The 13,107-nt window shown below is 68.6% G+C and carries 13 protein-coding genes; 11 read left to right on the forward strand and 2 right to left on the reverse strand.

Features of this window, described 5'->3' with window-relative positions; translation table 11 throughout:
* The first annotated feature begins 169 nt into the window (after positions 1–169).
* Complete coding sequence (locus E4191_RS12350) at positions 170–1,033, forward strand: glycosyl transferase (protein ID WP_135313676.1); 864 nt, start codon at positions 170–172, stop codon at positions 1,031–1,033.
* Entirely contained in the window at positions 1,033–1,845 is an 813-nt protein-coding gene (locus E4191_RS12355) for an NAD-dependent epimerase/dehydratase family protein (protein ID WP_135313677.1), read from the forward strand. The genes E4191_RS12350 and E4191_RS12355 overlap by 1 nt, the downstream gene beginning before the upstream one ends.
* Before the next feature lie 81 nt (positions 1,846–1,926).
* Here E4191_RS12355 and cobT read toward each other — a convergent pair whose 3' ends face one another.
* Complete coding sequence (gene cobT, locus E4191_RS12360; RefSeq protein ID WP_135314458.1) at positions 1,927–3,795, reverse strand: cobaltochelatase subunit CobT; 1,869 nt, start codon at positions 3,793–3,795, stop codon at positions 1,927–1,929.
* Positions 3,796–3,922: 127 nt separating this feature from the next.
* On the opposite strand from cobT, the gene E4191_RS12365 reads away from it, so the two are divergent.
* Positions 3,923–4,507 carry an NADPH-dependent FMN reductase gene (locus E4191_RS12365; RefSeq protein ID WP_135313678.1) on the forward strand — a complete coding sequence of 195 codons (585 nt, stop codon included), beginning with the start codon at positions 3,923–3,925 and terminating at the stop codon, positions 4,505–4,507.
* 47 nt (positions 4,508–4,554) lie between these two features.
* On the opposite strand, the gene cobS is transcribed toward E4191_RS12365, so the two are convergent.
* Entirely contained in the window at positions 4,555–5,526 is a 972-nt protein-coding gene (cobS, locus tag E4191_RS12370; RefSeq protein WP_135313679.1) for a cobaltochelatase subunit CobS, read from the reverse strand.
* 180 nt (positions 5,527–5,706) lie between these two features.
* Between cobS and E4191_RS12375 the strand changes: the two genes are divergently transcribed.
* The 8 genes from E4191_RS12375 (at position 5,707) to E4191_RS12410 (ending at position 13,070) form a co-directional block, all read left to right on the forward strand.
* Positions 5,707–6,261: a sigma-70 family RNA polymerase sigma factor gene (locus E4191_RS12375; RefSeq protein ID WP_135313680.1), complete on the forward strand. Its 555-nt coding sequence runs from the start codon at positions 5,707–5,709 to the stop codon at positions 6,259–6,261.
* On the forward strand, positions 6,258–6,980 hold the full coding sequence (locus E4191_RS12380; RefSeq protein ID WP_135313681.1) for an anti-sigma factor: 723 nt from the start codon (positions 6,258–6,260) through the stop codon (positions 6,978–6,980). Before E4191_RS12375 ends, E4191_RS12380 begins: the two co-directional genes overlap by 4 nt.
* 70 nt (positions 6,981–7,050) lie before the next feature.
* The gene (locus E4191_RS12385) at positions 7,051–7,647 is read left to right on the forward strand and encodes a fasciclin domain-containing protein (protein ID WP_228461293.1); all 597 of its coding nucleotides are present in this window, start codon (positions 7,051–7,053) and stop codon (positions 7,645–7,647) included.
* A 194-nt stretch (positions 7,648–7,841) separates the two neighbouring features.
* Positions 7,842–8,843, forward strand: a complete 1,002-nt coding sequence (locus E4191_RS12390) for a DUF808 domain-containing protein (RefSeq protein WP_135313682.1) — start codon at positions 7,842–7,844, stop codon at positions 8,841–8,843.
* A gap of 104 nt (positions 8,844–8,947) precedes the next feature.
* Positions 8,948–10,261, forward strand: coding sequence for a sn-glycerol-3-phosphate ABC transporter substrate-binding protein UgpB (ugpB, locus tag E4191_RS12395; protein ID WP_135313683.1), 1,314 nt, complete (start codon positions 8,948–8,950; stop codon positions 10,259–10,261).
* A 73-nt stretch (positions 10,262–10,334) separates the two neighbouring features.
* The gene (gene ugpA, locus E4191_RS12400; RefSeq protein ID WP_135313684.1) at positions 10,335–11,213 is read left to right on the forward strand and encodes a sn-glycerol-3-phosphate ABC transporter permease UgpA; all 879 of its coding nucleotides are present in this window, start codon (positions 10,335–10,337) and stop codon (positions 11,211–11,213) included.
* Positions 11,213–12,061: a sn-glycerol-3-phosphate ABC transporter permease UgpE gene (ugpE, locus tag E4191_RS12405; protein ID WP_135313685.1), complete on the forward strand. Its 849-nt coding sequence runs from the start codon at positions 11,213–11,215 to the stop codon at positions 12,059–12,061. The genes ugpA and ugpE overlap by 1 nt, the downstream gene beginning before the upstream one ends.
* 1 nt (position 12,062) lies before the next feature.
* Entirely contained in the window at positions 12,063–13,070 is a 1,008-nt protein-coding gene (locus tag E4191_RS12410) for a sn-glycerol-3-phosphate import ATP-binding protein UgpC (RefSeq protein ID WP_135313686.1), read from the forward strand.
* Positions 13,071–13,107: the final 37 nt, after the last annotated feature.

Raw genomic sequence — 13,107 nt, forward strand, 5'->3', positions numbered from 1 at the left:
CCTCACCGCCGCGCTCGGGACGCCGCATGGGGACCCCGGCCCTCCGCTGCGGCGGGATCCGGCGGACAGGGCCCATATCCCCGCCTACATGGTTGCCCGACCCGGCATCCGTCTGGCATGACGGGGCCAGCGCGGCATCACGCCGCAGCCCCACCCCAGGACCCCGATCATGGCTCTGCCCCGCCCTGCCACCGCCGCCCTGCCCGACGGGCTGATCGCCGAAAGCCCCCGCCGGGCGGACCACGCCTATGTCACGCTGGTCAGCAACCCCGCCTATCTGCCCGGCGCCGAGGCGCTGCTGCGCTCGCTGCGGCTGACCGGCACGAAGGCCGATCTCGTGGTGCTGCATCGCGGGCTGTCAAAGGCCGATCTGGCCCGCCTGCGCCCCCATGGCCCGCGCCTGATCGCCGCCGACCTGCTGCCGACCTCGGCCGCCTTCGACCAGGCCCATGCGCGGGACGCGCTGCACGCCCGCGCGGCCTTCACCAAGGGCGGCAAGCCCAACTTCCACACGCCCCTCGACAATTTCATCAAGCTGCGCCTGTGGCAGCTGGATTACGACGCCTGCGTCTTCATCGACGCGGATGCCGTCGTGCTGCGCGGCGTGGACAAGCTGTTCCAGTTTCCCGAATTCTGCGCCGCGCCCAATGTCTATGACGGGCTGGACGGGTTCCACCGCATGAACTCGGGCGTCTTCACCGCCCGCCCCGACCGCGCCACCTTCGAAGGCATGCGGGACCGGCTGGACCGCCCCGGCGCCTTCTGGCGGCGCACCGACCAGAGCTTCCTGCAGGAGGTCTATCCCGACTGGCAGGGCCTCTCGATCCACCACAACCTGCTGCAATATGTCTGGCTGCACATGCCGCAGCTGTTCAGCTGGGATCAGGTGCGGATCCTGCATTTCCAGTACGAGAAGCCTTGGCAGGACCATGACAAGGCGCAGCAACTCGCCCCGCTGATCGGCCTCTGGCGCGACATCGCGGCGGGCCGGCCGATGCCCGACCTGTCCACCCTGCCCGGCCCCGGCGCCTGATGCGCGTCGCCCTGACCGGCGCCTCGGGCATCATCGGCGGGGCCGTGGCCCGGGCCCTGACCGCCGCCGGGCACCGCGTCACGCCCCTGGGCCGCGCGCAGGGCTGGCACTTGGGCCACCCGGCACCGCTTGCCGGTCAGGACGCCCTGATCCATTGCGCCCTCGCCCATGCACCGGGCCGCTATCGCGGCGGCGAGGGCGACGACCCCGCGGCCTTCATCGCCGCCAACCTGGACGGCACCCGCGCGCTCTTCGATCAGGCGGCGCAGCAGGGCTTGGGCCGCGTGCTGTTCCTGTCGTCGCGCGCGGTCCATGACGGCCATCCGGCCGGAATGCGCCTGCCCGACGACCTGCCCCCGCGCCCCACCAGCCTCTACGGCCGGGTTAAGGCCGAGGCCGAGGCGCATCTGGCCCGCCTGCCCCTGTCCGGATGCGCGATCCGCGCCACGGGCGTCTATGGCCCCGGTCCCGCGCATAAATGGCGGTCCCTCTTCGCAGACTACCGCGCCGGACACCCCGTCGCCCCCCGCGTCGCGACCGAGGTCCATGTCGACGACCTGGCCCAGGCCCTGATCCTGCTGCTGGCCCATCCGGCCCCGCCGCCGACCTTGAACTGCAGCGACCTGATTCTCGACCGCCACGACCTCCTCGGCATGGTCCGCGACCTCACCGGCTGCCCGCACCCGCCCCCGCCGCGCGCCGACCCGGACCCCCTGCGCCTGCCCGACTGCGCCGCCCTCACGGCTCTCGGCTGGCATCCCGGCGGCGTCGCGCTTTTGAGCCGGACCCTCCCGGCGCTCTTGCGCGACTAGCGTGGCCCTTTCATCTTGGCAAAAAACATCCTCGGGGGGTCCGGGGGGCGAAGCGCCCCCGGCCGTCGCGGGACGCAAACCTCAGCCGCGCCGGATCGAAGCCATGCCCAGCACCCGCGCACGCTTCCTCGGATCGCTGTCGAACAGGGCCGCCAGCTGCTCGGTGATCGCACCCGCCAGCTGCTCGGCATCCGTGATGGTCACCGCGCGCTCGTAATAGCGCGTCACGTCATGGCCGATGCCGATGGCCAGCAGCTCGACCGCGCGGCGCTTCTCGACCATGGCGATCACGTCGCGCAGATGGCGTTCCAGGAAGTTCGCCGGGTTCACCGACAGGGTCGAATCGTCCACCGGCGCCCCGTCCGAGATCACCATCAGGATCTTGCGTGCCTCGGCCCGCCGGGTCAGGCGCTTGTGCGCCCATTCCAAGGCCTCGCCGTCGATGTTCTCCTTCAGCAGCCCTTCCTTCATCATCAGCCCCAGATTGGGGCGCACCCGGCGCCAAGGGGCGTCGGCGGACTTGTAGATGATGTGGCGCAGGTCGTTCAGGCGGCCGGGCTGGGCGGGGCGGCCCGCGGCCAGCCAGGCCTCGCGCGACTGCCCGCCCTTCCAGGCGCGGGTGGTGAAGCCCAGGATCTCGACCTTGACGTTGCAGCGCTCCAGCGTGCGGGCCAGAACGTCGGCGCAGATCGCGGCGATGCTGATGGGCCGACCGCGCATCGACCCGGAATTGTCGATCAACAGGGTCACCACCGTGTCGCGGAACTCGGTGTCCTTCTCGACCTTGAAGGACAGGGGCGTCGTCGGGTTCGCCACCACGCGGGCCAGGCGCCCGGCATCCAGAACGCCCTCCTCCTTGTCGAACTCCCAGGACCGGTTCTGCTGGGCCTGCAGCCGGCGCTGCAGCTTGTTGGCCAGACGGCTGACGGCGCCACGCAAGGGCTCCAGCTGCTTGTCCAGATAGGCGCGCAGGCGCTCCAGCTCGGCGGGGTCGGCCAGATCCTCGGCGCGGATCTCCTCGTCCCAGGTCTGGGCAAAGATCCGGTAGTCGGGGCTGGCCTCGCTGACCGGCGGCGGCATGTCCGGAGGGCTGTCCTGATCGGGCATCTCGGCCTCGTCGGACATCTCGTCCTCGGAGCCCTCGTCCATGCTGACCTGGGCCTGGCGCTCGTCCTGGGTCTGCTCCTGGCTGCGCTCGGGGCTGGCCTCGCTGTCCTCGCCATCCTCCTCGTCCTGGGACTGGCTGTCGCCCGACTCCTCGTCCTGCTCGGCATTGTCCTCGGCGTCGTCGTCCTGCGGCTGGTCGGGATCCTCGCCCAGCTGGTCGCCATAGCCCAGGTCGGTGATGATGCGCCGCGACAGCCGCGCGAATTCCGCCTGATCGGCCAGCGCGCGGTTCACGTCGGCCAGCGCGCCCGAGGCCTGGGATTCCACGAAGGGCCGCCACAGGTCGGCCACGTGCTGCGCGCCGGGTGGCAGCGCGCGCCCCGTCGCCGCCTGCCGCAGGATATAGCCCGCCGCGACCGACAGGGGCGCATCGGCGGGCGCCTTGATCTGGGCATAGCCCTTCTTGTCGGCCTCGGCGCCGATCTTGACGTCGATGTTGGACAGGGCGCCGGGCATGTCGCGGGCGCCAAGTGCCTCGCAGCGCGCCGTCTCCATCGCCTCGTACAGCTCGCGCGCCATCGGGCCCGCCGGGATGTAGCGGTTGTGCAGCCCCGCGTCGTGATGGCGCAGCCGCATGGCCAGCGCATCCGCCGTGCCCCGCGCCAGCAGCACCTCCTCGCGGCCCATCCGGCGGCTGATCTGCGGCAGGCGCATCGTGTCGCCCGCCACGCCCGCCGGATCGGCGCTGTAGGTCACGTTCAGATCGCGGTCATGGGCCAGCGCCCGTGTCGCCTCGGACAGGGCCTTCTTGAACGGATCGGCGGGATTGTCGGATTTCTTCATGCTCTTCATAAACCACCCCCCGCCGCGCCAGACAAGGGGAACCGAAGGCCCGGCACGGCGCGCTCTAAAGGCAACCCGCGCGGCCCTGCCGGTGTTACGGTCCCAGTTCCCACAGCCCGAGGTTCCCATGTCCAATCCCCGCATCGCCGTCATCATCGGCTCGACCCGCAAGACCCGCTTTGCCGACAAGCCCGCCCAGTGGTTCATGGATTGGGTGGCCGACCATGCCGATCTGGATTTCGAGCTGGTCGACCTGCGCGACCAGGACCTGCCCTTCTTCGACGAGGCCGCCTCGAACCTCTGGGCGCCGTCCGAGGATCCGCGCGCCGTGGCGTGGCAGCAGAAGCTTGCCGGGTTCGACGGCTTCGTCTTCGTGGTGGCAGAATACAACCATTCGATCACCGGCGCGCTGAAGAACGCGCTGGACCAGGCCTACAAGGAATGGAACCGCAAGCCGATGGCGGCGCTGGCCTATGGCGGCGTGGGCGGCGCGCGGGCGGTCGAACAGCTGCGCCTGATCGCGGTCGAGCTGCAGATGGTGCCGCTGCGCAATGCCGTCCATATCGGCGGCGGCGATTTCATGAAGGTCTCGCCCCTGGGCGAGGACGCCCCCATGTCGGCGATCGAGGATCACCTGCAGGGCGGGCTGGACGGCATGCTGGACGAGCTGACCTTCTGGGCCAAGCTGCTGAAGGACGCGCCCAAGCCCTGATCGCAGGTCACGTCCCGGGGCGCTTAGCGGCCCCGGGACGTGACGTCTCAGACGGCGCGGGCGGCGGCGCTTTCGGGCAGTTCCTCGTCGAAGAGGCGCTGGTAGAACTCGGCGACGGTCTGGCGTTCCAGCTCGTCGCACTTGTTCAGGAAGGTCAGCCGGAAGGCGTAGCCCACATTCTCGAAGATGCGGGTGTTCTGTGCCCAGGAGATCACCGTGCGCGGCGACATGACCGTGGACAGGTCGCCCTGCATGAAGGCCGTGCGCGTCAGGTCGGCCAGCGTCACCATCTGGCTGATGGTCTTGCGGCCCTTCTCGGTGTTGTAATGGGGCACCTTGGCCAGCACGATGGCGGCCTCGGCGTCATGGGACAGGTAGTTCAGCGTGGCCACCAGCGACCAGCGGTCCATCTGGCCCTGGTTGATCTGCTGGGTGCCGTGGTAAAGACCCGTCGTGTCGCCCAGACCCACCGTGTTGGCGGTCGCGAAGAGGCGGAAGAACGGGTTCGGGGTGATGACCTCGTTCTGGTCCAGCAGCGTCAGCTTGCCGTCGGCCTCCAGCACGCGCTGGATCACGAACATCACGTCGGCGCGGCCCGCGTCGTATTCGTCGAAGACGATGGCGGTCGGGTTGCGCAAGGCCCAAGGCAGGATGCCCTCGTGGAACACGGTGACCTGCTTGCCGTCGACCAGCTTGATCGCGTCCTTGCCGATCAGGTCGATCCGGCTGACATGGCTGTCCAGGTTCACCCGCACGCAGGGCCAGTTCAGCCGCGCCGCGATCTGTTCGATATGCGTCGATTTGCCCGTGCCGTGATAGCCCTGGATCATCACGCGGCGGTTGTAGGCAAAGCCCGCCAGGATCGCCATCGTGGTGTCGGGGTCGAACTTGTAGGTGCTGTCGATCTCGGGCACCCGCTCGCTGCGGTCGGAGAAGCCCTTGACCTTCATGTCGCTGTCCAGACCGAACACCTCGCGCAGGTCGATCTCTTCGGTGGGTTTCGCGTTCATGTCCAGCATCGGCCCGGGCCCTTTCCATCATATCGGCGCATTGATCGCGCATTCGCCGGGCAGGCGCAAGACGGGCCTGCGCAAGACGGGCCGCGCAGCGGGGGCGCAGGGCGGGGCGCGCGTTGACGGAGCGGGGCAGGCTTCCTAAGGTGCGGCGTATCGCGGCCCCAAGGCAAGGACGACCCGGTTTTGACAGATGCCCGCCGATCCCACCTGGAAAGCCTGATCTCTCGCGTCGCCCTGGGCGACCGGGCGGCCTTTGACGCGCTGTACGACGCGACCTCGGCCAAGCTGCATGCGGTCTGCCTGTCGGTCCTCAAGGACCGCCCCGAGGCCGAGGAGACCCTGCAGGAGGTCTATATCCGCATCTGGCAGGGCGCCGCGCGCTATGCCGCGAACGGGCTGTCGCCGATGACTTGGCTGATCACCATCGCCCGGAACCGATCCATCGACCGGCTGCGGGCACGCAGCGCGCGCCCCCCCACCGCGCCCGAGGATGCGGCGGCGCAGGTCGCCTCGGGCGATCCCACGCCCGAATCGGCGACCATCGCCGCGCAGGAACGCCGGATGCTGGACGAGTGCCTGGCGCAGCTGGCGGCGCCGCAGGCCGGGGCGGTGCGGGCCGTCTATCTGGAGGGGTTCAGCTATGCCGATCTGGCCGAACGCGAGGGGCTGCCCATCAACACCGTGCGCAGCTGGCTGCGCCGCAGCCTGCTGCGGCTGAAGGATTGCGTGACCCAATGACCCCCGACACCCCCCTGACCCCCGCCGAGGATGACGAAGTCCTGGCCGCCGAACTGGCCCTGGGCCTCTTGGACGGCGCTGTGGCCGAGGCCGCCGTGGCCCGGCTGTCGCAGGACCCGGGCTTTGCCCGCGCGGTGCGCGGCTGGCAGGAACGGCTGGCCGGGCTGGCCGAGGGGCTGACCCCGGTCATGGCTCCCGCCCGCGCGCGCCAGGCGATCCGCGAGCGGCTTGGCCATGCCCGCCCGCCGCTGGCCAACGATCCCACCGCCCGCCCGGCGTGGTGGCGCGGCCCCGCCGGGTGGCTGGCGGGCCTTCTGGCCGTCGCCGCGACCGTGGCCCTGCTGTGGCAGCCGGGCCAGCCCGGACCCGAGGCGCCCATGGCCCCCGGCGCGCCGGTCTATCAGGCGCAGCTGTCGGGCGCGGATGCCGTCCTGCAGGCCGCCGCCCGGATCGAGGGCCGCGACGTGCGCATCGCGCTGGAAAGCGGCGCCGCGCCCGAGGGCCGGGACTGGGAGGTCTGGTGGATCGGGTCCGAGGACGCGACCCCCGTCTCGATGGGCGTGATGCCGCGCGACGGCGAGATGCGCATGACCCTGCCCGAGGGGATGGAGCCCTCGCCCTTGGTGCGGCTTGCGCTGTCGGACGAGCCCGCCGGCGGGTCGCCCACCGGGCAGGCCACCGGGCCGGTCGTGGCCATCGCCGGGCTCACCGCGTTGTGATGACGCGGTGATCGGGACCCGGCGCAACTAAACCCCACCCCTCTCGTGTTTGGGGGTATCGGACGCAGAGATGCGCCGGACCCAACTGGAGGAAAAGACCATGAACACCAGCTTTGCCAAAGTCGGCGCTTCGATCCTTGCCGCCACCGTCGCCCTGTCCGCCCCTGCCCTCGCCCAGAACACGATGGTCGGCGGCGCCGAGATGCTGCCCACCAACAACATCGTCGAGAACGCCGTGAACTCGGCCGATCACACCACGTTGGTCGCCGCCGTGCAGGCCGCCGGTCTGGCCGAGACGCTGTCGGGCCCCGGCCCCTTCACCGTCTTCGCACCCACCAACGCCGCCTTCGAGAAGCTGCCCGACGGCACCGTCGAGGGCCTGCTGGAGCCCGAGAGCCTGGAAGCGCTGCAGACCATCCTGACCTGCCATGTCGTGCCCACCGAGGCCTTCTCGACCGCGGTTGGCAACATGATCCAGCAGGGCGGCGGCTCGGCCGCGCTGGAGACCGTGGGCAGCTGCACGCTGACCGCGTCGATCCGCGCCAGCGACAACGCGCTGCAGATCACCGACGAGAACGGCAATGCCGCCACCGTCCTGATCCCCGATGTCGACCAGTCGAACGGCGTGATCCATGTCATCGACACGGTCCTGCTGCCCGCCGCCTGAGGCCCGCAGTTGAAGGCCGGACCCGTCCGGCCCCCGACCCGATCCCTGATCGTTGCCCGCGCAGATCCGTCTGCGCGGGTTTTTTCTGGCCTGATGGCCGGGACCGCGATGAACCCCCTTGCCTCGGGCCGCGTTGCCGGGTGCCACTGCGCTGCGGCAGGATGCCGCAACCGGGGCTTTCGAGGGACGATGACATGAGCGGGCTGATCGCGCTTCTTGACGATATCGCGGCAATTTCCAAGGTGGCGGCGGCCTCGATCGACGACGTGGCGGGACAGGCCGCCAAGGCCGGCGCCAAGGCCGCCGGCGCGGTCATCGACGATGCGGCGGTGACGCCGAAATACGTCCACGGCTTCGATGCCAGCCGTGAGCTGCCCATCGTGTGGAAGATCGCGCGCGGGTCGATCTTCAACAAGCTGGTGATCCTCTTGCCCATCGCGCTGCTGCTGTCGGCGCTGGCCCCTTGGGCCATCCCGCCGCTGCTGATGCTGGGCGGGGCCTATCTGTGCTTTGAGGGTGCGCACAAGGTCGCGCATCTCTTCCACAAGACCGACACCCATGACAGCGACAAGCACACCCATCCCGACACCGACGGCGCCGCGCTGGAAGAGGCGCGGGTGGCGGGCGCCATCAAGACCGACTTCATCCTGTCGGCCGAGATCATGACCATCGCCCTGTCGACCATCCCCGCCGAGGACAGCCTGTGGATGAAGGCGGTGATCCTGGCGCTGGTGGCGGTGGCAATCACCGTCGCCGTCTATGGCTTCGTGGCGCTGGTGGTGAAGGCGGACGATCTGGGCGTGCATCTGGCGACACGGTCGAACGGCGCGGTGGCGGGCTTCGGGCGCGGCATCGTCAAGGTCATGCCGGGCTTCATGACCGCGCTGACCGTCGTCGGCACGGCGGCGATGATCTGGGTCGGCGGGCAGATCATCGTCCACGGGCTGCACCAGCTGGGCTGGCACGCGCCCTATGACCTGATCCACGACTGGTCCGTCGCGGCGGCCGCCGCCGTGCCGGCCGCCCCCGGGGTCGTGGCGTGGATCGTGACCGCCTTCTGCGACGGGGTGATCGGTCTGATCCTGGGTCTGGCGCTGATTCCGGTGGCCACGCGGGTCGTCTCGCCGCTCATCGAAACCGGCAAGGGGGCAATCGCGCAGATGCGGAAAAAACCGAACGCCAACGAAAATCGTTGACCGGACCCCTCAGTCGTCACAAGACTGTCGCATGAGCGTTGCGAAGCTGTCACGACCCGCCGCTAGGCGGGGACAGCACCGCAACTCCTAGGGGAGGACTGACCATGAACCGATTGAGCACCGCATCCGCGGTGGCGCTGATGGCGTCGCTTGGCGCCGCACAGGCCCAGACCAATGTCGAATGGTGGCACGCCATGGGCGGCGAGCTTGGCGCGAAGCTGGAAGAGATCGCCCAGGGCTTCAACGACAGCCAGGACGAGTACACCGTCACGCCGTCCTACAAGGGCACCTATCCCGAGACGATGACCGCCGCGATCGCCGCCTTCCGCGCGAACCAGCAGCCCGCCATCGTGCAGGTCTTCGAGGTCGGCACCGGCACCATGATGGCCGCCGACGGCGCCATCGTCCCGGTCCACCAGCTGATGGCCGATCACGGCCAGGACTTCGATCCCTCCGCCTTCCTGCCCTCGGTCGTGGGCTACTACACCGATCCCGAAGGCAACCTGCTGTCGATGCCCTTCAACAGCTCGACCCCGATCCTGTACTACAACAAGTCGGTCTTCGAGGCCGCCGGCCTGGATCCCGAGCAGCCGCCCCAGACCTGGGCGCAGCTGGAGGAATTCAGCAACCAGATCATGGACTCCGAGGCGGCGACCTGCGGCTTCACCACCCAGTGGATCAGCTGGGTCCAGACCGAGAACCTGTCCGCCTGGCACAACCAGCCGATCGGCACGCTGGAGAACGGCTTCGGCGGTCTGGATGCGCGCCTGTCGCTGAACGGCCCCGTCCAGGTTCAGCACTGGGGCAACCTCAAGCGCTGGTCCGACGAGGGCATCTTCAAGTATGGCGGCCCGGTCGGCGCCGACGGCGCGGCCCCGATGTTCTACTCGCAGGAATGCGCGATGATGATGGGCAGCTCGGCCAGCCGCGCGGGCGTCATCGCCAATTCCGAGGCCTATGACCTGGGCTATGGCATGCTGCCCTATTACGACGATGTCGACGGCGCGCCGCAGAACTCGATCATCGGGGGCGCCTCGCTGTGGGTGCTGTCGGGCAAGTCGGACGAGGAATACGCGGCCACCGCCGCCTTCTTCGAATACCTGACCCAGCCCGAGGTCCAGGCGGATTGGGCGTCCTTCACGGGCTACCTGCCGATCACGCAGGCCGCCTATGACGCGATGGCGGCGTTCCACGAGGAAAACCCCGGCGCCGATACCGGCATCCGCCAGATCACGCTGAACGAGCCGACCGAGAACTCCAAGGGCCTGCGCTTTGGCAGCTACGTCCAGATCCGCGGCGTCATCGACGAGGAGTTCGAGCAGCTTCTGTCCGGCTCCAAGGATGCGCAGGGCGCGCTGGATGCGGTGGTCGCCCGCGGCGACGACCTGCTGGACCAGTTCCAGGCCCAGAACCAGTAAGCGTTTCCCATGACGGCCGGGGCCGCGCACCATGCGCGGCCCCGGTCTTTCCCGTTCCTGCCGCAGGTCCCCGATGAAGCGCACCATCTTCAGCAATCAGCTGCTGCCTTGGCTCTTGCTGGCACCCCAGCTGGTCATCACCTTCGTCTTCTTCCTCTGGCCCGCCGGTCAGGCCGTCCGCCAGAGCTTCCTGCGCGAGGACGCCTTCGGCACCCGCACGGCCTTCGTGGGGCTGGAAAACTTCGCCCGGCTGTGGGGCAGCCCGGAATACCTCAACAGCCTGCAGGTGACGGCGGTCTTCGCGATCTCGGTCACGGTGCTGTCGATGGGCCTGTCGCTGCTGCTGGCGATCGCGGTGGACCGGATGATCCGGTCGACCCGCGTCTATACCACCCTGCTGGTCTGGCCCTATGCGGTGGCGCCCGCGGTCGCGGGCATCCTGTGGTGGTTCATCTTCAACCCGACCATCGGCATCATGCCCTATCTGCTGGGGGGCTTCGGCTATGACTGGAACCACATCCAGGACAAGGGCGACGCGATGACGCTGGTGGTGATCGCCAGCGCGTGGAAGCAGATCAGCTACAACTTCCTGTTCTTCCTGGCGGGCCTGCAGGCGATCCCGGCGTCCCTGCGCGAGGCGGCGGCCATCGACGGCGCAGGCCCGGTGCGGCGCTTCTTCGACATCACCTTTCCGCTGCTGTCGCCCACCACGTTCTTCCTGCTGGTCGTCAACATCGTCTATGCCATGTTCGACACCTTCGGCGTCATCGACGCCACGACCGAGGGCGGCCCGGCGCAGGCCACCAACATCATGGTCTACAAGGTCTATTTCGACGGTTTCGTGGGGCAGAACCTGGGCTCGTCCGCCGCGCAATCGGTGGTGCTGATGGTGCTGGTGCTGGTGCTGACGGTGATCCAGTTCCGCTATGTCGAGAAGAAGGTGGCCTACTGATGATCGAGAACCGCCCCATCCTGAACCTTCTCGCCCATCTGACGCTGATCCTGGGCGTCTGCATCGTGGCGCTGCCCGTGTGGGTGGCCTTCGTGGCCTCGACCCACGGGCCCACGGCCTTCATGTCGGGGACGATCCCGATGTGGCCGGGCGACCAGATGATCGCCAACTACAGCCAGATGCTGGGCGCGGGCGTGTCGACCAGCGGCACCCCCCCGGTGGGCGTGATGATGTTCAACAGCATGATCATGGCCCTGTCGATCGCCATCGGCAAGATCGTGATCTCGGTCCTGTCGGCCTTCGCGGTGGTCTATTTCCGCTTTCCCTTCCGGGGCCTGGCCTTCTGGTGCATCTTCATCACCCTGATGCTGCCGGTCGAGGTGCGCATCGTGCCGACCTTCCAGGTTGTGGCCGATCTGGGCATGCTGAACAGCTATGCGGGCCTGTCGATCCCGCTGATCGCCAGCGCCACCGCCACGTTCCTCTTCCGCCAGGTCTTCCTGACCATCCCGGACGAGCTGACCGAGGCCGCGCGCATCGACGGCGCGGGCCCGATGAAATTCTTCCGCGACATCCTGCTGCCGCTGTCGCGCACCAATATCGCCGCGCTCTTCGTGATCCTGTTCATCTATGGCTGGAACCAGTATCTCTGGCCGCTGCTGATCACGACCAGCTCGGATTACTACACCATCGTTGCGGGGATCAAGCGCATGGCCGATGCCGTGGACGGTCTGCCGCAATGGCATCTGGTCATGGCGACCGCGATGCTGGCGATGATCCCGCCCGTGATCGTGGTGGTCGCCATGCAGCGCCTGTTCGTCAAGGGCCTTGTCGAGACGGAGAAATAAGATGGCATCCATCACCCTGAACAACCTCGGCAAGGTCTATGCCGGAGGCGCCCGCGCCGTGGGCGGCGTCAATATCGACATCGCGGATGGCGAGTTCCTGGTCCTTGTCGGCCCCTCGGGCTGCGGGAAATCCACCCTGCTGCGCATGGTCGCGGGGCTGGAGAGCATCTCCGAGGGCGAGGTCCGCATCGGCGACCGCGTGGTCAACGATGTGGAACCCGCCGACCGCGACATCGCCATGGTGTTCCAGAACTATGCGCTCTACCCGCATATGTCGGTGCGCCAGAACCTGGCCTACGGGCTGAAGAACCGCGGCACCCCCAAGGCGGAAATCGAACGCCGCGTGGGCATCGCCTCGGACATCCTGCAGATCGGACCGTTCCTGGATCGGAAGCCCCGCGCCCTGTCCGGCGGTCAGCGCCAGCGCGTCGCCATGGGCCGCGCCATCGTGCGCGAACCCGCCGCGTTCCTCTTCGACGAGCCGCTGTCGAACCTGGATGCGAAGCTGCGCGTCGCCATGCGGCTGGAGATCAAGGAGCTGCAGAAGCGCCTGCGCACGACCTCCATCTATGTCACCCACGACCAGCTGGAGGCGATGACGCTGGCCGACCGGCTGGTGGTGCTGAACGGCGGCCAGATCGAACAGATCGGCACGCCGCTGGAGGTCTATCGCCGCCCCGCCTCGGCCTTCGTGGCCAGCTTCATCGGCAGCCCGGCGATGAACCTGATCGACAGCAGCGCCGTGCCGCATCTGGCGGGCAGCGCCCATGCGGGCCAGATCGGCATCCGCCCCGAGGACCTGACCGTCACCCCCGACGGCCCCATCCAGATGCGCGTGCTGGCGGTCGAGGAACTGGGCGCGCAGCGTCTGGTCCATGGCAAGACCGGCGATCAGCGCATCACCATCACCATGGCCTCGGATGCGGAGCTGTCGGACGACCTGCGCCTGTCCTATCGCCCGAATGCGCTGCACCTGTTCCACAAGGACACGGGAAAGCGACTGGACTGAAACGTGAACATTCGCCCCTTGCCGGGCGGGTGATCCG

The sequence above is a fragment of the Paracoccus liaowanqingii genome (genome assembly GCF_004683865.2).
In the GTDB taxonomy this organism is placed as follows: Bacteria; Pseudomonadota; Alphaproteobacteria; order Rhodobacterales; family Rhodobacteraceae; genus Paracoccus; species Paracoccus liaowanqingii.

Coding starts and splice junctions, on each gene's coding strand:
- cobS (WP_135313679.1), bottom strand. CDS start 5,526: ATGCTGGACATGAACGCGAAACCCACCGAAGAGATCGACCTGCGCGAG.
- E4191_RS12355 (WP_135313677.1), top strand. CDS start 1,033: ATGCGCGTCGCCCTGACCGGCGCCTCGGGCATCATCGGCGGGGCCGTG.
- E4191_RS12380 (WP_135313681.1), top strand. CDS start 6,258: ATGACCCCCGACACCCCCCTGACCCCCGCCGAGGATGACGAAGTCCTG.
- ugpB (WP_135313683.1), top strand. CDS start 8,948: ATGAACCGATTGAGCACCGCATCCGCGGTGGCGCTGATGGCGTCGCTT.
- E4191_RS12410 (WP_135313686.1), top strand. CDS start 12,063: ATGGCATCCATCACCCTGAACAACCTCGGCAAGGTCTATGCCGGAGGC.
- E4191_RS12350 (WP_135313676.1), top strand. CDS start 170: ATGGCTCTGCCCCGCCCTGCCACCGCCGCCCTGCCCGACGGGCTGATC.
- cobT (WP_135314458.1), bottom strand. CDS start 3,795: ATGAAGAAATCCGACAATCCCGCCGATCCGTTCAAGAAGGCCCTGTCC.
- ugpE (WP_135313685.1), top strand. CDS start 11,213: ATGATCGAGAACCGCCCCATCCTGAACCTTCTCGCCCATCTGACGCTG.
- E4191_RS12385 (WP_228461293.1), top strand. CDS start 7,051: ATGCGCCGGACCCAACTGGAGGAAAAGACCATGAACACCAGCTTTGCC.
- ugpA (WP_135313684.1), top strand. CDS start 10,335: ATGAAGCGCACCATCTTCAGCAATCAGCTGCTGCCTTGGCTCTTGCTG.
- E4191_RS12365 (WP_135313678.1), top strand. CDS start 3,923: ATGTCCAATCCCCGCATCGCCGTCATCATCGGCTCGACCCGCAAGACC.
- E4191_RS12390 (WP_135313682.1), top strand. CDS start 7,842: ATGAGCGGGCTGATCGCGCTTCTTGACGATATCGCGGCAATTTCCAAG.